Source organism: Stenotrophomonas rhizophila (assembly GCF_007667275.1).
Taxonomy (GTDB): Bacteria; Pseudomonadota; Gammaproteobacteria; order Xanthomonadales; family Xanthomonadaceae; genus Stenotrophomonas; species Stenotrophomonas maltophilia_AE.
In genome coordinates this window covers 284,763-303,344 of the sequence record NZ_VDQT01000005.1, presented here as the reverse complement: position 1 = coordinate 303,344, position 18,582 = coordinate 284,763, and the positions used below count along the sequence as shown (strand labels likewise).

Annotated in this window: 18 protein-coding genes, 1 other RNA gene and 1 riboswitch; of the genes, 7 read left to right on the top strand and 12 right to left on the bottom strand. The window is 68.9% G+C overall.

What is annotated here, in order from left to right; all coding sequences use genetic code 11:
* Positions 1 to 3: 3 nt before the first annotated feature.
* Positions 4 to 450, bottom strand: a complete 447-nt coding sequence (gene mraZ / locus FSZ13_RS16565; RefSeq protein WP_145481522.1) for a division/cell wall cluster transcriptional repressor MraZ — start codon at positions 448 to 450, stop codon at positions 4 to 6.
* A gap of 324 nt (positions 451 to 774) precedes the next feature.
* Between mraZ and FSZ13_RS16560 the strand changes: the two genes are divergently transcribed.
* Both FSZ13_RS16560 and FSZ13_RS16555 read left to right on the top strand, forming a co-directional pair.
* Entirely contained in the window at positions 775 to 1,566 is a 792-nt protein-coding gene (locus FSZ13_RS16560; protein ID WP_145481521.1) for an NRDE family protein, read from the top strand.
* Positions 1,567 to 1,684: 118 nt separating this feature from the next.
* Positions 1,685 to 2,179 carry a DM13 domain-containing protein gene (locus tag FSZ13_RS16555; RefSeq protein ID WP_145481520.1) on the top strand — a complete coding sequence of 165 codons (495 nt, stop codon included), beginning with the start codon at positions 1,685 to 1,687 and terminating at the stop codon, positions 2,177 to 2,179.
* Positions 2,180 to 2,259: 80 nt separating this feature from the next.
* Here the strand turns inward: FSZ13_RS16555 and rnpB are convergent.
* Together rnpB and rsmI are read right to left on the bottom strand one after the other, a co-directional pair.
* Positions 2,260 to 2,611: RNase P RNA component class A (gene rnpB, locus FSZ13_RS16550), an RNA gene on the bottom strand.
* 20 nt (positions 2,612 to 2,631) lie between these two features.
* Positions 2,632 to 3,453 carry a 16S rRNA (cytidine(1402)-2'-O)-methyltransferase gene (gene rsmI / locus FSZ13_RS16545; protein WP_145481519.1) on the bottom strand — a complete coding sequence of 274 codons (822 nt, stop codon included), beginning with the start codon at positions 3,451 to 3,453 and terminating at the stop codon, positions 2,632 to 2,634.
* Between the two features lie 68 nt (positions 3,454 to 3,521).
* Between rsmI and FSZ13_RS16540 the strand changes: the two genes are divergently transcribed.
* The 4 genes from FSZ13_RS16540 (at position 3,522) to FSZ13_RS16525 (ending at position 9,874) form a co-directional block, all read left to right on the top strand.
* Entirely contained in the window at positions 3,522 to 5,243 is a 1,722-nt protein-coding gene (locus tag FSZ13_RS16540; RefSeq protein WP_145481518.1) for a penicillin-binding protein activator, read from the top strand.
* Positions 5,244 to 5,248: 5 nt separating this feature from the next.
* Positions 5,249 to 5,626, top strand: coding sequence for a YraN family protein (locus tag FSZ13_RS16535; protein ID WP_145481517.1), 378 nt, complete (start codon positions 5,249 to 5,251; stop codon positions 5,624 to 5,626).
* Between the two features lie 45 nt (positions 5,627 to 5,671).
* Complete coding sequence (locus FSZ13_RS16530; RefSeq protein WP_145481516.1) at positions 5,672 to 7,057, top strand: FAD-binding oxidoreductase; 1,386 nt, start codon at positions 5,672 to 5,674, stop codon at positions 7,055 to 7,057.
* A 261-nt stretch (positions 7,058 to 7,318) separates the two neighbouring features.
* A complete protein-coding gene (locus FSZ13_RS16525) occupies positions 7,319 to 9,874 on the top strand; it encodes an autotransporter outer membrane beta-barrel domain-containing protein (RefSeq protein WP_186308971.1) in 2,556 nt (851 codons plus the stop codon).
* Between the two features lie 6 nt (positions 9,875 to 9,880).
* Here FSZ13_RS16525 and thiL read toward each other — a convergent pair whose 3' ends face one another.
* The 5 genes from thiL to FSZ13_RS16500 all read right to left on the bottom strand — a co-directional run bounded on the left by thiL (position 9,881) and on the right by FSZ13_RS16500 (position 13,680).
* On the bottom strand, positions 9,881 to 10,852 hold the full coding sequence (gene thiL, locus FSZ13_RS16520) for a thiamine-phosphate kinase (RefSeq protein ID WP_145481515.1): 972 nt from the start codon (positions 10,850 to 10,852) through the stop codon (positions 9,881 to 9,883).
* Positions 10,853 to 10,872: 20 nt separating this feature from the next.
* Positions 10,873 to 11,352, bottom strand: a complete 480-nt coding sequence (gene nusB / locus FSZ13_RS16515; RefSeq protein WP_145481514.1) for a transcription antitermination factor NusB — start codon at positions 11,350 to 11,352, stop codon at positions 10,873 to 10,875.
* A complete protein-coding gene (ribH, locus tag FSZ13_RS16510; protein ID WP_145481513.1) occupies positions 11,349 to 11,816 on the bottom strand; it encodes a 6,7-dimethyl-8-ribityllumazine synthase in 468 nt (155 codons plus the stop codon). The genes nusB and ribH overlap by 4 nt, the downstream gene beginning before the upstream one ends.
* A gap of 122 nt (positions 11,817 to 11,938) precedes the next feature.
* The gene (gene ribB, locus FSZ13_RS16505; RefSeq protein ID WP_145481512.1) at positions 11,939 to 13,036 is read right to left on the bottom strand and encodes a 3,4-dihydroxy-2-butanone-4-phosphate synthase; all 1,098 of its coding nucleotides are present in this window, start codon (positions 13,034 to 13,036) and stop codon (positions 11,939 to 11,941) included.
* Complete coding sequence (locus FSZ13_RS16500; RefSeq protein WP_145481511.1) at positions 13,033 to 13,680, bottom strand: riboflavin synthase; 648 nt, start codon at positions 13,678 to 13,680, stop codon at positions 13,033 to 13,035. Before FSZ13_RS16500 ends, ribB begins: the two co-directional genes overlap by 4 nt.
* Before the next feature lie 76 nt (positions 13,681 to 13,756).
* Positions 13,757 to 13,901: riboswitch (FMN riboswitch) on the bottom strand.
* Between the two features lie 158 nt (positions 13,902 to 14,059).
* Here FSZ13_RS16500 and FSZ13_RS16495 point away from each other — a divergent pair.
* The gene (locus FSZ13_RS16495; RefSeq protein ID WP_145481510.1) at positions 14,060 to 14,692 is read left to right on the top strand and encodes an outer membrane beta-barrel protein; all 633 of its coding nucleotides are present in this window, start codon (positions 14,060 to 14,062) and stop codon (positions 14,690 to 14,692) included.
* 71 nt (positions 14,693 to 14,763) lie between these two features.
* On the opposite strand, the gene ribD is transcribed toward FSZ13_RS16495, so the two are convergent.
* The 4 genes from ribD to FSZ13_RS16475 all read right to left on the bottom strand — a co-directional run bounded on the left by ribD (position 14,764) and on the right by FSZ13_RS16475 (position 18,449).
* Positions 14,764 to 15,846: a bifunctional diaminohydroxyphosphoribosylaminopyrimidine deaminase/5-amino-6-(5-phosphoribosylamino)uracil reductase RibD gene (ribD, locus tag FSZ13_RS16490; RefSeq protein WP_145481509.1), complete on the bottom strand. Its 1,083-nt coding sequence runs from the start codon at positions 15,844 to 15,846 to the stop codon at positions 14,764 to 14,766.
* Between the two features lie 107 nt (positions 15,847 to 15,953).
* Entirely contained in the window at positions 15,954 to 16,475 is a 522-nt protein-coding gene (nrdR, locus tag FSZ13_RS16485; RefSeq protein ID WP_145481508.1) for a transcriptional regulator NrdR, read from the bottom strand.
* A 140-nt stretch (positions 16,476 to 16,615) separates the two neighbouring features.
* Positions 16,616 to 17,869, bottom strand: coding sequence for a serine hydroxymethyltransferase (glyA, locus tag FSZ13_RS16480; RefSeq protein ID WP_145481507.1), 1,254 nt, complete (start codon positions 17,867 to 17,869; stop codon positions 16,616 to 16,618).
* A gap of 109 nt (positions 17,870 to 17,978) precedes the next feature.
* The gene (locus tag FSZ13_RS16475; protein ID WP_145481506.1) at positions 17,979 to 18,449 is read right to left on the bottom strand and encodes an RcnB family protein; all 471 of its coding nucleotides are present in this window, start codon (positions 18,447 to 18,449) and stop codon (positions 17,979 to 17,981) included.
* Between the last annotated feature and the right edge of the window lie 133 nt (positions 18,450 to 18,582).

Here is an 18,582-nt window from a genome sequence, read left to right as displayed (position 1 = left end):
GGGTCACAACTTCAGGTCGAGCAACCCATCGCCCAGATCCTCGTCAGACAACGTCTGCTGGATCAGTGCGCGATGAGCCTGCTCGCTCCACAATTCGAATTTGTCGCCCATGCCGAGCAACACCGCCTTCTTTTCAATGCCAACAGCGTTGCGGTGGCTTGCCGGAATACTGATGCGGCCGTTGCCATCCAGCTCCAGATGCGCGGCCGAACCGACCAGCTTCTGTTGCAGCAGTCGCACGACGCGCTGTGTGTTGGGCTTGGCCATGACGTCGTCGCGGACCCGTTCCCACTCCGCCTCGGCATACAGCCACAGGCAGCCGGACTCGAACGGGTTGTAGGTCAGGACCAGGCGGTTGTTGCTCACGCGCGCGACCAGATCGCGATGCGCGGTCGGAACCGCCATGCGCCCTTTGTCGTCAACTGTGATGGCCGTCTCGCCCTGAAACACGACGCGTGCACCTTTCCTTCGCCCGGTGAAACATTGAACCACGAAAAACCACAAAAAACCCGGTTTTCCCTCCGTTGCCCACCTTAGCAGCGGCGATGGGGTTGTCAACAGTTTTGCGAGGCGGAAATCACCTTGGACATCAAGGGCTTGCAGCAATGTTTAGAGACTTGTTCAAGGCTTATCCACAAGTTGCTGTTTCGTCTCAATTTTTGAGATTGGGTCGAAGTTCAGGCCTGTGTAGACCGCGTGAAACATCGCCACGCATTCAGTCCGCGCGAGGTCGCGAGGCGGCGGTCGCTGCGCAGATTCGGCACAATGCGTGGCATGTGTCTGCTCACCCTGGCCTGGAAGGTCCACCCCCGCTGGCAGTTGCTGATGGCCGGCAACCGCGATGAATTCCACCAGCGTCCGACCGCAGCGCTGTCCGCCTGGGCGGCGCCCGACCTGGGCGTCCTGGCCGGCCGCGACCTGCGCTCGGGCGGCACCTGGGCTGGCGTCGGCGCCGACGGCCGCATGGCGGTGGTGACCAACGTACGCGATCCGTTGGCGCGGCAGACCGGTCCATCGCGCGGTGCGCTGGTCGCCGACTACCTGCGCGCGAGCACGCCGGCCGACCGCTTCGCCGACACGCTGGCAGGAGATGCGGCAGCCTTCGCCCCGTTCAACCTGCTGCTGGCCGACCGCCACAGCTGCCAGTTCCTGGGCAACCACCCGCTGCTGCGGCAGACGCTGGCGCCGGGCATCCATGGCATGTCCAACGGTCCGCTGGACGCACCGTGGCCGAAGACGCAGGCGCTCAATGCAGCCCTGCAGGCCTGGATCGACGCCGGCCGCGACGACCTTGCGCCCTTGTGGGCGGCGTTGGCCGACGAAAGCCGGGCCGACGACAGCACCCTGCCCGACACCGGGATCGGCCTGGAGCGCGAGCGCTGGCTGTCCTCGGCGTTCATCCGCAGCCCCGACTACGGCACCCGTGCCAGCACCGTGATCGCGCTGGACGCGGGCGGCCAGGGCTTCATCCGCGAGCGTCGCTTCGACCCCGCTGGCGCCTGCATCGGCGAAACCGCGCTCCGCGTGGGTCCTTCCGCGCCGGTGCCGATTCCCGCTGCAGGGTAAACGCCGCGCACGTGCCGGCCCGACCGGCGCATCCATCCACGCGCCCACGCGCTCTTTTCCGGTACCGGCGCCAACGCGCCGCTGGCGCCCTGCGCCCCACCCTGACCGGAACCCCCTGATGAAGCGCCGACTGACCCTGCTCCTCGCCACCCATGCCTTGACCCTCGCCGCCGGCTTCGGCGCGGGCGTGTACCTGCTGCCGATCCTGACCGCACCCGATGGGCCAAACGCTGCGGTGGTAGCGCAGGCCATGGCCAACAGCGAACACAGCGCCCGGTTCGAACGCGGCCTGAAAGGCAGCGATCCGGTGCATTGGGCCGACGGCAAGGTCGGCGTCAGCGCGATGCAGATCGTCTTCGACGGCCGCATGGCGCCCGGTCCCGACTACAAGGTGTACCTGGCGCGGGAGTTCGTGGACAACCGCAGCGATTTCCTGCGCATCAAGCAGGACGCCCAGCTGATCGGCGACGTAAAGACCTTCGACCGCTTCCTGCTCGACGTCCCCGCCGACGTGGACGTGGAGGCCTACACCACCGTCGTGGTCTGGTGCGAAGCCTTCTCGCAGTTCATTTCGGCAGCGCAGTACCGCATGTACGCCGACCCTGACCGGTGACGACCGTTGGTCGTCACGCCTCGGGGGCCCAGACATCCGCTCAGCAGATTCCGGGCTCTTTTCGCCTTCTGCGAAGAAAGTGGCAGAGCCGGCCGATAAGCCGGGTTTTGTCGTGGACAGTCATTCTTCTAGGCGCCACGTCACCGTGGCGCTCAAGCAACCTACCCGGTCCCGACGCGGGCCGCGCCATGAGGACCCTATTTGGTCTTGCTCCAGATGGGGTTTGCCGTGCCGGTCTGTTGCCAGACTCGCGGTGCGCTCTTACCGCACCATTTCACCCTTACCGGCTCCCCGGAGGGAACGTAGGCGGTATCTTTCTGTTGCACTTTCCGTCGGCTCGCGCCGCCCAGGCGTTACCTGGCATCTTGCCCTGCGGAGCCCGGACTTTCCTCGGCATTCCCGAAGGAATGACGCGACTGCCTGGCCGACTCTGCCATGCGTAGTCTATCAGCTCATCCGCCGTACAACGCTTTTCGCGGGGCGCCGGTGAGTTCTGCGGCCAGTTTCGCCGCGGTTGAAGGCGGCAGGTGCTCGCTGAGCTTGGCGTACAGGCGACGGCCCTGGGCGAGCTGGGCCTCTTCGTCATTGGCGGCGCCTTGGACCATCACCACGAATTCGCCCTTGCGCTGGTTCTCGTCGGCTTCGACTTGGCGCAGCAGGCTGGCCAGGTCGCCATCGAGGACGGTCTCGAACAGCTTGGTGAGTTCGCGGGCCAGCACCGCAGGCCGCTCCGGGCCGAATGCGGCAACCATGTCGGCGAGCGACTCCGCGATGCGGTGTGAGGATTCGTAGAACACCAGGGTACGGGTTTCCCCTGCCAGCCCCTGCAGGCGCTCGCGGCGCCCCGACCCCTTGGCCGGCAGGAAGCCCTCGAAGGTGAAGCGGTCGCTGGGCAGGCCGGCCACGCTGAGCGCGGCGATGGCCGCGCAGGCGCCCGGTACCGGGCTGACCCGGATGCCGGCCGCGCGCGCGGCGCGCACCAGCCGGTAGCCCGGGTCGCTCACCAGCGGGGTGCCGGCGTCGCTGACCAGGGCCAACGATTCGCCCGCCTGCAGGCGGGCCACGATGCGCTGCGCCAGCACCTCCTCGTTGTGGTCATGCAGGGCCACCAGCGGCTGCTGGATGCCGAAATGGGCCAGCAGCTGGCCGCTGCGGCGGGTGTCCTCGGCGCAGATCGCGGCCACCGAACGCAGCACGTCCTGCGCGCGCGGGGTCAGGTCGGCAAGGTTGCCGATCGGGGTGGCAACGACATACAGCGTGGGGACAGCACTCATCGCAACGGCACTCGCAGGTCAAGGGTAGAATCCTAACGTGTACGAGACCCCATCGAATGGACCTGATCATGAACAAGCCCGCCGCACGGATCTCCGCCCTGTCGTTGTCGCTGCTGCTGCTCGCCGGCTGCGCCACGACCAGCCTGACCAGCGCCCCGGAGTCGCCGGCGCGGAGCCAGGCGCTGGCGCTGATCGATCAGGGCAAGCCGCGTGAGGCCGCGGTGCAGCTGGAAGCCCTGGCCAACACGCTGCGCGGCAATGCGCGCAGCGCCGCGCTCGCCGATGCGGCGTTTGCTTGGCACGACGCCGGCGATGCGGCGCGCGCCCGCACCCTGCTGGCCCAGGTCAACCCACGCCAGCTCAGCGGCGCCAGCCTGCAGCGCTTCCACCTCACCAGCGCCGAACTGGCGCTGGCCGACAAGCAGCCGGCACAGGCACTGGGTTTCCTGAAGGAATCCTCCGACACCGTCGTCACGCCGCTGCGCACGCGCTGGCAGCTGGCCCGCGCCAACGCGCTGCAGGCCAATGGCGATGTGGTCGGTGCCGCCACCGAGCGTGCCCGCGCCCACGCCGCGCTCAGTGGCCAGGCGCGCGCCGACAACCAGCAGGCCATCGCCGGCCTGCTCGGCAGCCTGGACGATGCCACCCTGCGCACGCGCGCCGCCGCGCTGCCGGCCAACGAACCGTTGTACAACTTCGCCGGCCGCGCGCTGATCGCGCGTGGCCTGCCGCTGCCGCGCCCGTTCGACCGCGATGGCGTGGCCCAGTTCGACACCAGCAAGCGGCCACCGGCGATGGCCGATGGGTACCGCCCGCCGGTGCGGATGGCGGTGCTGCTGCCGCTCAGCGGACGCCTGGCCACCGCCGCCCAGCCGGTGCGCGATGGCCTGCTCAGTGGCTACTACGGTGAAGGCCGGCAACGTCCGGAGATCCAGTTCATCGACACCGCCGGCACCCCGACCGGCGCCACGGCCGCCTATGACAAGGCGGTCGCTGCCGGCGCGGACTTCATCGTCGGCCCGCTCGGCCGCGACGAGGTGGACGCGGTGTTCGGCCGCGCCGACCTGCCCGTACCGGTGCTGGCGCTGAACCGTGGCAAGAGCAGCCCGCCGGCCGGCAGCGCCGGCTTCTCGCTGGCACCGGAGGACGACGGCATCATCGCTGCCGAATTCCTGCGCAGCCGCGAACGTAGCAAGGTGCTGGTGGTGCATAGCAATGACGACAACGGCCGCCGCACCGCCGCCGCCTTCCGTGAGCGCTTCACCCAGCGCGGCGGCCAGGTGCTGGCGACGCTGGGCGTGAACGACACGGTCGGCGACATCGGCGCGCAGGTCCGCGCCGCCGGTGCGGTCGACGGCGTGCTGCTGGCGGTGAAGGCCCCGCAGGCGCGCGCGCTGGCGCCGCAGCTGGCGCTGGCCGGTGTCGGCGGCGCCACCCGCGTGGGCACCTCGCAGCTCACCCTGGGCACCGGCAAGCCGGAAGAAGACATGGCACTGGACGGCATCGTCTACCCGAACGAAGCCTGGAACGTGCGCGGCGTGGCGGGCCTGCCGTCGGCGAGCACCACCGCACAGATCCTGCCGACCGCACGCGGCGCGGCCGGGCGCCTGTTCGCCTTCGGCTTCGACGCCTGGAAGATCAGCGCCTACCTGGACAAGGTCGCCAACGAGGGCGGCCTGGCCGGCGCCACCGGCACGCTGTTCCTGGACAGCAATGGCAACGTGCTGCGGGTTCCGGCCTGGTCGACCTTCAGCGGTGGCCGTCCGATGCCGGTGGCCAGCAGCAACTGAGCGCGGTGCCCAGCGCACGTGCACAGCGGGGCGCCGCGGTGGAAACCGCCGCGCTTGGCCACCTGCGCGGCGCCGGGCTGAGCCCGCTCGCCCGCAACGTGCGTTACAAGGGCGGCGAGCTGGACCTGGTGATGCGCGATGGCGGCACCACGGTGTTCGTCGAGGTGCGCTACCGCGCCGATGCCCGCTACGGCGGCGGTGCGGCCTCGGTGGACCTGCGCAAGCGGCGCAAGCTGGTGCTGGCGGCACGCCTGTTCCTGTTGTCGCACCCGGAGCTGGCGCAGCAGCCGTGCCGGTTCGACGTGGTCGAAGCCAGTGGCGAACCGCCCCGGCTGAACTGGTTGCGCGATGCGTTCCGGCTGGAGGATTGCGGCTTTGTTTGATGATCTGGACGGCCGGCCAACGGCCGGCGCTACCGGGAACCTGTAATGACCATGACCTTGCCTGCCGCATTTTCAGCGACCCTGCTCAGCCTGCTGGGGGAGGACGGCTGGCGCACCGATGCCGCCGCGCTGGCCGCACATGCGCAGGACAATTCATGGCGGCATGCATTGCCCGATGGCGTGGCCCTGCCGCGCGACCGTGACCAGGTGGTGCGGATCGTGCGCGCCTGCCGCGCGCATGGCGTGCCGGTGGTGGCACGGGGCGCGGGCACCGGCACCACCGGGGCGGCGGTACCGGTCAACGGCAGCATCGTGCTGTCGTTCGCGCGCATGAACCGCATCCTCGACATCCAGCCGGGCAACCGCTGCGCGGTGGTGGAGCCGGGCGTGCTAAACGGCGACCTGCAGCACGCGCTGGCCACACATGGCCTGTTCTGGGCACCGGATCCCTCCAGTGCCGACATCTGCAGCATCGGCGGCAACCTGGCCTGCAACGCCGGCGGCCCGCGCGCGGTGAAGTACGGCACCAGCCGCGACAACGTGCTCGGCCTGGTGGCGGTCACCGGCGCCGGCGAGCTGATCCAGTGCGGCGGCGCCTACACCAAGGACGCCACTGGCTATGACCTGACCCACCTGCTGGTCGGCAGCGAAGGCACGCTGGCGCTGATCGTGGAAGCCACGTTGAAGCTGACCCCGCTGCCGGTGACCCAGACCGGCCTGCGCGTGCTCTACCGCGATGCCGATGCGGCCGCCGCAGGCGTGTCGCGGCTGATGGCGCAGCCGGTGGTACCGACCCGGCTGGAGTTCATGGACGCACGCAGCCTGGAACTGCTGCGCCGCAATGGCGCGGAGGTTCCCGAGGCGGGCGCGATGCTGCTGGTCGAAGCCGACGGCGACCACGACACCCTGCCCTACCTGCTGCAGGCCCTGGCCTCGGCCGCCGAAGGCGACGGCATGCTGACGCTGGACGTGGCGATGGAAGGCAGCGCGCGCGAGACGCTGTGGGCAGCGCGCAAGGCACTGTCGCCGGCGCTGCGCAGCATCGCACCGGGCAAGATCAACGAAGACGTGGTGGTACCGGTGTCACGCATCCCCGACCTGGTCGCCGGGGTGCAGGCGCTGGCGCAGCAGTACGCGTTGACCATCGTCACCTTCGGCCACGCCGGCAACGGCAACCTGCACGTCAACATCCTCTACCACCCCGAGGATGCTGACGAAAACGCACGCGCGCACGCGGCGCTGCCACGGATCTTCGCGCTGACCCTGTCCCTGGGCGGTACGCTGTCGGGCGAGCACGGGATCGGCCTGGCCAAGCGCGATTTCATGGCGCAGGCGTTTACCCCGGCCACCCTGGCCGCGATGCGCGCGATCAAGCACGCACTGGATCCTGACGGGATCCTCAATCCGGGCAAGGTATTGCCGCCGGCGTGATGCACGGCGCACGTGTGTGCGCCATACCCGACACTGCCACCGCCGCTTCTGGCGCGTAAACCATTGCCCCCGCGTCTACCCGCGGCGATCGCGTGTGCGTTTGCAACTCTTTGCATGGGTGCCCTTGATCGGGCTGCGCATCCTTGTCGCCCGTTGGACAACCGCCGCGACACCCGGTCCACGCACGCCTGCTGCGTGGGTGCAGAGGTGGCAGCACCGGCGGCGGCATGTCGTTCGCCTCCTCCCCCCAAGGATCCAAACATGACGAATCTCTCCGGCGACGCGCGTCGCCGCATTCCCGCCCTGCGTCCACTCGTGGGCGGGCTGGCCGTGGCCATCGCCGGCCTGGCCGCCGCACCGCTTGCGGCCGGTGAACTGGACAATGCCTTCCATGAGGTCGTGTCCGGCGATGCCAGGGAACTCTGGACGTTGACCAATGGCGCGGAACTGCGTGTCAACGGTGGCAACGCCTACAGCATCAACGCGACGGGGGGCAGCCTGGCCATGCTGCTCAACGCGCGTGTGGAACGTGGCCCCTTCGACTATGCGGCGGTCACGCTGCGCAACGGATCGGAGCTGCTGGCCAGTTACTCACGCATCGACAACGCAGGCATCGACCTGTGGGCGGACTCCCGGGTGTTCCTGCATTACAGCGCCTTGGCCCTGGGCGAGGACACGCCGGAGTCGGTCAACACGATGGGCATCGTCATGCTCAACAGCAACCACCAGGCCCGGGTCCTGCTCGACGCCAGCACGATCCACGTGGTGGACCGGGCTGACCAGCCGCACTACACCACCGGCATCGGGATCCGCCAGGGTGCAGGTCACGTCGCACTGGGCAACGGCTCGCACATCGACGCCGGCAACGTTGGCGTGATGCTGCACGACAATGCGGACGACGCCAGCCTGGTGGTGGACGCCTCTACGATCCAGTCCGGCCGCGGCGCCGCGATCGAGGTGCACAACGCGCAGCATACCTATGACGTGCGCATCGCCAATGGTGCGCGGCTTACCGGCGGCGACGGCCACCTGCTGCGCGTGTACAACTCACCGGTCGAAACGCGGGCCGGCGGGCCAGAGGTGAATGTCGTGGTCGACAACGCCCGCCTGCAGGGCGACATCCGCCTGGAGGACAGCGCCGCCGGTGCGCGCATCGACCTGGTGCTGCAGAACGATGCACGCATCGAAGGCCGGTTTACCCAGGTGTCTTCCGTGCAGCTCGGCACCGGCAGCAGCTGGCTGCTCACCGGCGACAGCAGTGTCGGTCGCCTGCAGCTGGACAGCCGCGGCACGTTGACGCTGGGCGACGGCACGTACTTCAACACGCTGTCGGTCGACGAGTTCGTCGGCAACGGCGGCACCGTGTTCTTCAACACCGTGCTGGGCGATGACCACACCGCGACCGACCGGTTGCGCATCGCCGGCGACGCCACCGGCCAGGCCTGGGTGCGCGTGCTCAACGCAGGCGGTGCCGGTGCCAGGACCGACGAGGGCATCGAGCTCATCCATGTGGGCGGCACCTCCAGCGCCGTGTTCGATCTTGTCGGCCGTGCCGTCGGCGGCCAATACGATTATTTCCTGTTCAAGGGCGGCGACGGCAGCTGGTACCTGCGTTCGCAGGCGGCCGCGCCGGACCCGTGCGACGCAGATCCCAGCCTGCCGCAGTGCAACCCGGTTGATCCGGTTGATCCGGTCGATCCGGTTGATCCGGTTGATCCGGTTGATCCAGTCGATCCGGTTGATCCAGTCGATCCGGTTGATCCAGTTGATCCAGTTGATCCGGTTGATCCGGTCGATCCGGTTGATCCGGTCGATCCGATTGATCCAGTCGATCCCGTCGATCCAGTCGATCCAGTCGATCCAGTCGAACCCGTTGACCCGGCAGATCCGGCCGATCCGGTCGCGCCGACGCCGGTCCTGCGCCCGGAAACCGGCGCCTACCTCGCCAATCAGTTCGCGCTGCACCACCTGCTGCGTCACGGCGCACGCGACCGCAACCCGACCGGCGCCGACACCAGCCGTAGCTGGGCGGCGGTGGACAGCCGCCACAGCCGCCTGCCCTCGGTCGCAGACCAGATCGAGCTGACCGTCGACCGGTCGCGACTGCAGCTGGGCACGGACATCGCGACCTTCGCCGAGCACGGCCGGGTCGGCGTGATGCTCACCGCGGCGCGCTCGCAGGCGCGCTCGCGCTCGTCCATCACCGGCTACAGCGCCCGCGGCACGGTGGTCGGCGGCGCGGTGGGCGCCTACGCCCAGTGGGACAACGAGGCGGTGTTCGTGGACGCTTCGGTGCAGCACGGCCGCTTCGCCAACCGGGTCGAGGGCGATGGGCTCGCCATCGAACGCTACGACGCCACCGTGCTGCAATCCTCGCTGGAAGCGGGCTATCGGATCCGCGTGGGCCAGCTGGGCCGCATGGCGCTGGGCGTGCAACCCGAACTGCAGCTGATCCATACCGATGCGTCCACCGACCTGCACCGCGAGGCCAACGGCACCCAGGTGCGCAGCCTGGGCAACGCCGGGCTGTCCGGACGACTCGGCCTGCGCCTGCAGGGCGAGGCGGTCGCGGGCGGCGTGCGCCAGGCACGGCCCTACCTGGCCGCCAACTGGTACCGCGAAGGCAGCCTTGGCGGCGTGGCATTCGACGGTGAAGCACTGGGCACCAGCACGCCGCGCGACCGCTACGCGCTCGATGCCGGCGCGCAGGCGGAATGGCGCAACGGCGTGTCCGCGTGGGGCGGCGTCGGGGTCATGCGCGGGGACGGCGGCTTCCGCGAACGCGGCGCGCGCCTGGGCCTTGCGTATCGCTGGTAGTCCGCGCTACAGCTCGGTGAAGTGCTCGTAGCCCTGCGGGCCCGGGGTGTCGCTGCCTGTGGTGACGCCCTGGCCCGCGACCACTTCGCCGATGCGGGTCAAGGGCAACGCCAGCCGCAGCGCGACCGCCTCGATGGCGGCGCGTTGCGTCGCCGCGGCGGTGAAACAGAGCTCGTAGTCATCGCCGCCGCGCAGGGCGGCCTCGCGCGCGTGGGTTTGCCCCACCCGCGCCCGGGCGGCAGCCGACACCGGCAGGCGGTCGAGATCGAGGCGGGCCGCGACGCCACTGCGTTCGCAGATGTGGCCCAGGTCGGCCAACAGGCCATCGGAAACATCGACGGCGGCATGCGCCAGCCCGACCAGCGCGCGCCCCAGCGCCACCCGCGGCGTAGGCCGCGCCAGGCGCAGGCGCAGGGTCTCGACCTGCGCGTCGTCCGCGGCCGCGCGGATGTCCAGCGTCCCGCCCTGCCAGGCCCGCAATGCCACTGCGGCATCGCCGAGCGTGCCGCTGACCCATACATCGTCGCCCACCTGCGCGCCATCGCGGCGCAATGCGGTGCCCGCCGCTACCTGCCCCATCGCCGTGACCGACAACGACAACGGACCCCGGGTAGTGTCGCCCCCGATCAGCACGATGTCGTGCGCATCGGCCAGGGCGAAGAAGCCATCGGCGAACGCATCCACCCAGGCCGGATCGGCCCCGGGCAACGACAGCGCCAGCACGCACCACGACGGGCGTGCGCCCATCGAGGCCAGGTCGGACAGGTTGACCGCCAGGGTTTTCCAGCCGATGTCATAGGCCGGGGTTTCGGCCGGAAAGTGCACGCCGCTGTTGAGCGTGTCGGCGGTCACCACCAGCTGCTCGCCGGCGCGCGGCTGCAGCAGCGCGGCATCGTCGCCGATGCCGAGCACCACATCGGCCCGCGCACGGGTGCGCGCGGCGATGCGTTCGATCAGGGAAAATTCGGCGAGGGACATGCGCGCGCCCGGGCCGGGGCTCAGCCCCCGCTTTCGGCCTTGCGCCACTCGACGGCGGCACGGTCGAGCACGCCATTGACATAGGTGTGGCCGTGTTCGGAACCGAAGCGCTTGGTCGACTCGATCGCTTCGTTGATCACCACGCGGTACGGCACGTCGATGCGGTAGCGCAGTTCGTAGGCGGCGACGCGCAGCGCGGCACGTTCGATCGCGTCGACTTCGTCGATGCTGCGATCCACGAACGGCTCCAGCGCCTCGTCCAGGTCCTTTCGGTGGTCGAGCACGCCATGCACCAGCGCTTCGAAATAGGCCAGGTCGGCGATTTCGCGGGCCTGTTCGTGGGCGAACTGGGCGATCACCGACTGCGCGTTGCCGCCGGAGATCTGCCAGGCATAGATGGCCTGCAGGGCACGACGGCGCGCGCGCGAGCGGTGCACCGGGTCGATGCCATCACGGCGGACCGGCTTGCCGGAGGGCTTGCCCGGATTTGACTTGTTCACGGCAACTGCTCCAGAAGATTGACCATTTCCAACGCCGTCAGTGCGGCTTCTTCGCCCTTGTTGCCATGGCTGCCACCGGCACGGGCCTCGGCATCCTCGACACGCTCGACCGCGAGCACGCCGTTGAGCACCGGCACGCCGAAGTCCAGCTGGACGCGCATCAGGCCTTCGGCGCAGCCATCGGCGACGTGTTCGTAGTGGCGGGTGTCGCCGCGGATCACGCAGCCAAGGGCGATGATCGCGGCGTGTTCATGCGCGGCCGCCAGGCGCGCGGCGACCAGCGGAAGCTCCCATGCACCGGGGACGCGGATCACGTCGATGGCGGTTTCGTCGATGCCGTTGCCGGCCAGGCTCTGCCGCGCACCCGCCACCAGTACATCGGTGATGCGGGCGTTCCAGCGGCTGGCGAGGATGGCGAAACGGCCCTTTTCCGGTGTCCGGAGATCGCCTTCGTAGTGGCTCATGATCGGCAGGTTATTCAATAAAAGAGGGACATTCTACCGTAGAGCCAGGCCCTGCCTGGCTTTGCGGACGACTCCGGACCGCGCAGACACGCAGGGCGTGGCTCTACGGCGATCCGGTCGGGTCATGGCGTGAGCGTCTCGACGACTTCGAGGCCGTAGCCGGCCAGGCCGATCTGGCGCCGCGGGGTGCCGAGCACGCGCAGCTTGCCCAGGCCGAGGTCGGACAGGATCTGGGCGCCGGCGCCGTTGCGGCGCCACTGGCTGACGTCCTTGTCCTTGCCCGGCACGACCGGCTGCGGCTGCTGGCGCAGGCGGGCCAGCAGGCTGTTGCTGTCGCGCGGCGCCGACAGCACCACCATCACCCCACGTTCGGCGGCCGCGATGGCGCGCAGGGCGTCGGTGGAGGCCACGCCGAAATCGTCGCGGCGCCAGTGCAGCAGATCGGCCAACGGGTTCTCCACCTGCACCCGGACCAGGGTCGGTTCGGTGTCCAGGGTGCCGCGGACCAGTGCGAAATGCAGGTCGTGGGCGATCCGGTCGCGGTAGGTGACCAGCTTGAACGGGCCGAATTCGGTGTCGATGTCACGCTCGTCGACGCGCTCGACGGTCTTTTCGGTGGCCAGCCGGTAGGCGATCAGGTCGGCGATCGAGCCCATCTTCAGGCCATGCTCGCGCGCGAACACTTCCAGCTCCGGGCGGCGCGCCATGCTGCCGTCGGGATTGAGGATCTCCACCAGCACGCCGGCCGGTTCCAGCCCGGCCAGCATGGCCAGGTCGACCCCGGCTTCGGTGTGGCCGGCGCGGGTGAGCACCCCGCCCGGCTGGGCGATCAGCGGGAAGATGTGGCCCGGCTGGTGCAGGTCGGCCGGTTTGGCGTCCGGCTTCACCGCGGTGCGGATGGTATGCGCACGGTCATAGGCGGAAATGCCGGTGGTGACGCCCTCGGCGGCTTCGATGCTGACCGTGAAGTTGGTCTGGAACTGCGCCGTATTGGCCTGCACCATCGGCGCCAGGCCGAGGTCGGCGGCGCGCTCGCGGGTCAGCGGCAGGCACACCAGGCCGCGGCCATGGGTGACCATGAAGTTGATGTCCGACGGCTTGACCAGCTCGGCGGCCATGATCAGGTCACCCTCGTTCTCGCGGTCTTTGTCGTCGACGATGACCACCATGCGGCCGAGGCGGATGTCCTCGAGGATGTCGGGGATGGGGGCGAAATTCATGCGGATGCTCCCTGCGCGAGGGCGCCCTGCCCGGTGGGCTGCCGAGCTTCGGCCGGCAGGCCCACCAGGCGCTCCACATAGCGGGCGACCAGGTCGATCTCGAGATTGACCGCGCTGCCCACGCCGGTGGCGGCGAAGGCGGTATGGGCCACGGTATGCGGGATCAGCGCGACCTCGAAGCCGACGTCATCGACCTCGTTGACGGTCAGGCTGACCCCGTCCACACAGATCGAGCCCTTCCTGGCGATGTAACGCAGCAGTCCGGCCGGGGCGGCGAAGCGCCAGCGCTGGGCACGCGCGTCGTCGTGGATGGACAGGACCTGGCCAAGCCCGTCGACATGGCCGCTGACCAGGTGGCCGCCGAGGCGGTCGGTCGGGCGCATGGCACGCTCCAGGTTGATCACCGCGCCGGCGTCCAGCTGGCCCAGGGTGGTCAGGCCGAGCGTCTCGGTCGAGGCATCGGCCTGGAACGAGCTGGCGTCAAAGGCAACCACGGTCAGGCACACGCCGTTGACAGCGATGCTCTCGCCCATCTGCACGTGCTCGAACGGCAGGCTGCCGACATGGAAGGTGAAGCGGACATCGCCGCCGAGGGGATCGCGTGCGGCCAGCCGGCCGACGCCTTCGATGATTCCAGTAAACACTAACGTTCTCCGCGAAAAGTGAGCGAAAAACGCCGCAAGGCAAACAGGCGGGCGCAGGGCCATGCAGGCCCTGTAGCACCGTCTTCTTTCATCCGGACTATACCGTCGGCTCCGGCATCGGACCGGATCTGCTGACCTTCCGGCATGACCGGAAGCGCTCGCGGGCTCGTGCTTGCGCACCTACCGCCGGTGGGGAATTGCACCCCGCCCTGAAGACGTTTGTATACCGGCGAACCGGCGCGCCCATTGTAACAGCGCTGGCTGAGCGCTCGCTTTCTGTAAACAATTTGTTAAGATGCGCCCCGCGCGGCGATGACCGCCGCCCTGCCGCCCATGATGGGCCGGCTGAAACGGACCTCACTTTTTCCAAGGAATCGTCATGCGCAAGATGCTCGTCCTGGCCGCCGCGTTGCTGGCCGCCGCTCCTCTCGTGGCCTCTGCTGCGGAAAGCATGAGCTACACCTACGTCGAAGGCGGCTGGACCCAGCAGCAGATCAGCGTGCCGGGCAGCAACCCGAAGCTGGACGGCGGCTACATCCGTGGCTCGTTCGCCATTGCCGACCAGGTCAATGTGTTCGGCGGCTATAGCAGCACCTCCAAGACCTACCGCCTGGAAGATGCCGTCGGCGAATACCGCATCAAGAACACCATCGACCAGCCGGAGCTGGGCATCGGCTACCACATGCCGATGACCGACCGCCTGGACTTCACCGCCGACCTGGCCTGGACCCGCATCAACAACGAGGCCAAGTACGACGACGGCGTCTACAGCGAGACCGTGAAGGTCCACAGCAACGCCGCCCGCGGCGCGCTGGGCCTGCGTGGCAAGCCCTCGCGCGCGACCGAAGCCTGGCTGAAGGCCGGCTACCTCGACGGCAGCGACATGGACGGCGTGTGGATCGGCACGCTCGGCGGTCAGGTCAGCTTCAACCGCAACTGGGGCATCGTGGGCGAAGTGCAGTACTACGACGACGTGACCCAGTACTCGGTGGGCGTGCGCGCCAGCTTCTGAGTTACCGATCGGGCCGCGTTCAACCGCGCCATGATCGACGGGCCCCGCAAGGGGCCCGTTTTTTTACGGTGTCACGCCCGCAGCAACAGTCGCAGGTCCGCCCCCACCTGGCGCTGATCGACCACGCGCAGCCGCCGCTGCTGGTCCATGCGGGTGATGTCCATGCCGTCCAGCAGCGGCCGCCCCTGCTCGCCGAGCAGGATCGGTGCCTGGTACAGCAGCAGTTCGTCCACCAGCCCTGCCTTCAGCAACGCGCCGGACAGGACGGCGCCGGCTTCGGTATGCACTTCGTTGATGCCGCGTCCGGCCAGCAGGGCCAGCACCGCGCCCAGGTCGAGCCGGCCCTCGCGGCCGGGCACGCTGGCGAACCCGGCATCGGCGGCATCCGGCGCGCTGACCGCCGCATCATGCAGGTACAGGGTGGGCGCGCCGCCCTCGCGGACGCGTGCGCATTCCAGCGAGCGCAGCCGCGCATCCAGCACCACCCGCAGCGGCGGGACCACTTCGGTGTCGGCCAGGCGCACGGTCAGCTGCGGGTCGTCGGCCAGCACCGTGCCGGCCCCGGTCAGGATCGCGCCGGCGCGCGCGCGCCAGCGCTGCACGTCCTCGCGGGCGGCCTCACCGGTGATCCACTTCGAGCTGCCATCGGCCATCGCCGTGCGCCCGTCCAGGCTGGCGGCCAGTTTGACCCGCACCCAGGGCCGGCCGCGCTCGACCCGCGAGAGGAAGCCGAGGTTGAGCTCACGCGCCTGCGTGGCCATCAGGCCTTCGGCGACCTCGATGCCGGCCTCGCGCAGCAGCGCGAAGCCGCCGCCATCGACCTTCGGGAACGGGTCGCGCATGGCCGCGACCACCCGCGCCACACCGGCCTCGATCAGGGCCAGCGCGCACGGCGGGGTGCGTCCGTGGTGGGCGCAGGGCTCGAGGGTGACATAGGCGGTGGCGCCACGCGCCTCGGCGCCGGCCTGGCGCAGCGCGAACACCTCGGCATGCGGACCGCCGGTGCGCTGGTGCCAGCCCTCGCCGACCACGCGGTCGTGGCGCGCGATCACGCAACCGACCACGGGGTTGGGACGGGTAGTGAAGCGCCCGCGTTCGGCCAGGCGCAGTGCGCGCGCCATGTGCAGGTGGTCGAGCGTGGAGAAATCAGTCATGCGGGCATGGTAACGCCACGGCGACCGGCGGGGCGTAGAGCGGGGCTCTGCCCCGCTGCTTTTCTACGTAGCGGGGCAGAGCCCCGTCAGCGGGGCAGAGCCCCGCTCTACCCCTTCTTTTTCTTGGTCAGGGCGATGACGTCGCCCAGCAGCTGCAGCTGTTCGGTGCTGGACGGCAGCTCGCGTTCGAGCTTCTCGATCTCCTCGCGGAAATCGGCCACGTCCTCGAAGCTGCGGTAGACCGACGCAAACCGCACGTAGGCCACGTGGTCAAGCTTGCGCAGTTCGTTCATCACGAACTCGCCGACCTTGATCGAGGGGATTTCGCGTTCGCCGCACATGCGCAGCTGCTGCATCACCGCGCGCACCGCCAGTTCGATCTTGTCTTCGGGGACCGGGCGCTTCTGCAGCGCGCGGTCGAAGCCGACCCGCAGCTTGCGCGCATCGAACTGCTCGCGGCTGCCATCGCTCTTGACGATCGCCGGCAGCTTCAATTCGATGGTTTCCAGCGTGCTGAAGCGCTCGTTGCAGGCCTCGCACTCACGCCGACGGCGGATCGTCGCACCGTCTTCGGAGACGCGCGAGTCGATCACCCGGGTATCGGCATGCTGGCAGAACGGACAGTACATGGAACGCCTTGCATCAGGAAAACGTCATGCCGTGGTCACGGCAGCGTCGCAACGGTACCTGAGAAGACCCCTGCGTACAAATCGGGATGTGGTTCATGGTTCCTGGCAGCGGCGCCGGACGCCGCTGCCAGGGGCCCGGATCACCCGTAGACCGGGTACCGGCGGCACTGCGCGCTGACCGCGTCACGGACGCGGGCGATCACGGCCTCGTCGGCGGGGGCGTCAAGCACGTCGGCAATCAGGTTGGCCAGTTCGACACAGTCCTGCTCGGTGTAACCGCGGGTGGTCACGGCCGGGGTGCCCAGGCGCAGGCCGGAGGTCACGAACGGCGAACGCGGATCGTTCGGCACCGAATTCTTGTTGACGGTGATGTGGGCCTTGCCCAGCGCGGCTTCCGCGTCCTTGCCGGACACGTCCTTGCCGATCATGTCGACCAGCATCAGGTGGTTTTCAGTGCCGCCGGAGACGATCTTGTAGCCGCGCGAGATCAGCGTGGTGGCCATCGCCTGGGCATTCTTCACCACCTGCTGCTGGTAGGCCTTGAAGCCGGGCTCCAGCGCTTCCTTGAAGGCCACGGCCTTGGCGGCGATGACGTGCATCAGCGGACCGCCCTGGATGCCGGGGAACACGATCGACTGCAGCTTCTTTTCGATCTCTTCGCCAGCGCCCTTGGCGATGATGATGCCGCCGCGCGGGCCGCGCAGGGTCTTGTGGGTGGTCGAGGTCACCACGTGCGCATGCGGCAGCGGGCTGGGGTACACGCCGGCGGCGACCAGGCCGGCCACGTGGGCCATGTCCACGAACAGGTAGGCGCCGACTTTGTCGGCGATGGCGCGGAAGCGCGCCCAGTCCACCACCTGCGAATACGCCGAGAAACCAGCCACGACCATCTTCGGCTTGTGCTCCACGGCCAGGCGCTCGACCTCGTCATAGTCGATCAGGCCCTGCTCGTTCACCCCGTACTGGACGGCGTTGAACAGCTTGCCCGACGCATTGACTTTGGCACCGTGGGTCAGGTGGCCGCCGTGGGCCAGGCTCATGCCGAGGATGGTGTCGCCCGGCTGCAGCAGCGCGAAGTACACCGCCTGGTTGGCCTGGGAGCCGCTGTGCGGCTGCACGTTGGCGTAGTCGGCGTCGAACAGCTGCTTCAGGCGGTCGATCGCCAGCTGCTCGGCGATGTCGACATACTCGCAGCCACCGTAGTAGCGCTTGCCCGGATAGCCTTCGGCGTACTTGTTGGTGAGCTGGCTGCCCTGCGCTTCCATCACGGCCGGGCTGGTGTAGTTCTCGCTGGCGATCAGCTCGACGTGGTCTTCCTGACGCTGGGTTTCGGCGGCGATGGCCTTGGCCAGTTCGGGATCGTAGGTTTCGATGCGGACGTCACGCGGGAACATCGCTTACTCCAGGCAGAAGGGGGGACAGCGGGCCCCTGATTGTAAGGCCGAACCCCGCCCGGAACGAAAAAGCGCGCCCGGGGGCGCGCTTTTTGGGGGTAAGGGAGCCTTACCGGTTGTTGATCACGTAGTCGGCGATGATGCCGGTGGCGATGGCGACCAGCAGCAGGTTGCCGCGGTCGTCGCGGATCCAGTGGTGGTCGCGCGGCGGGCGGCGCACCGAGTAGCGGCTGTAGTCGTTGACCACGTAGACCGGGCCCCGGTAGTACTCGTTGTAGCGGTGGCCGCGGGCCCAGCCGTAGCCCCGGCCCGGTGCCGGGCGGTAGACCACCCGCGGCGGCGGGGCCGGGCGGTAGTAGCCACGGTTGTCGTGGTAGCGATGGTCGTGGCGGGCTTCGCGACGATCGTCGCGCCAGTCGCGGCGGTCATGGCCCCGGTCGTGGCGGCGGTCGTGACGGTCGTCGTGACGCTCGTGGCGGTCATGGCCACGGCCACGGTGGTCATCGGCGAAGGCCGGGGCGATGCTGCCGAAGGCGAGCAGCGAGGCCACGGTTCCGACCAGAATTCGATTCATACGCATGATTGGCCTCGCTTGGTGGATTGACGCTTTCCATAATGCTGACGGGATCTGAACGGTTTCCGGCTGGAAACGGTTTCCATTCGAACCCGTTTGACCGCCCATTCAGGCAGCGGCCAGCCCCGTCCCACGGGCC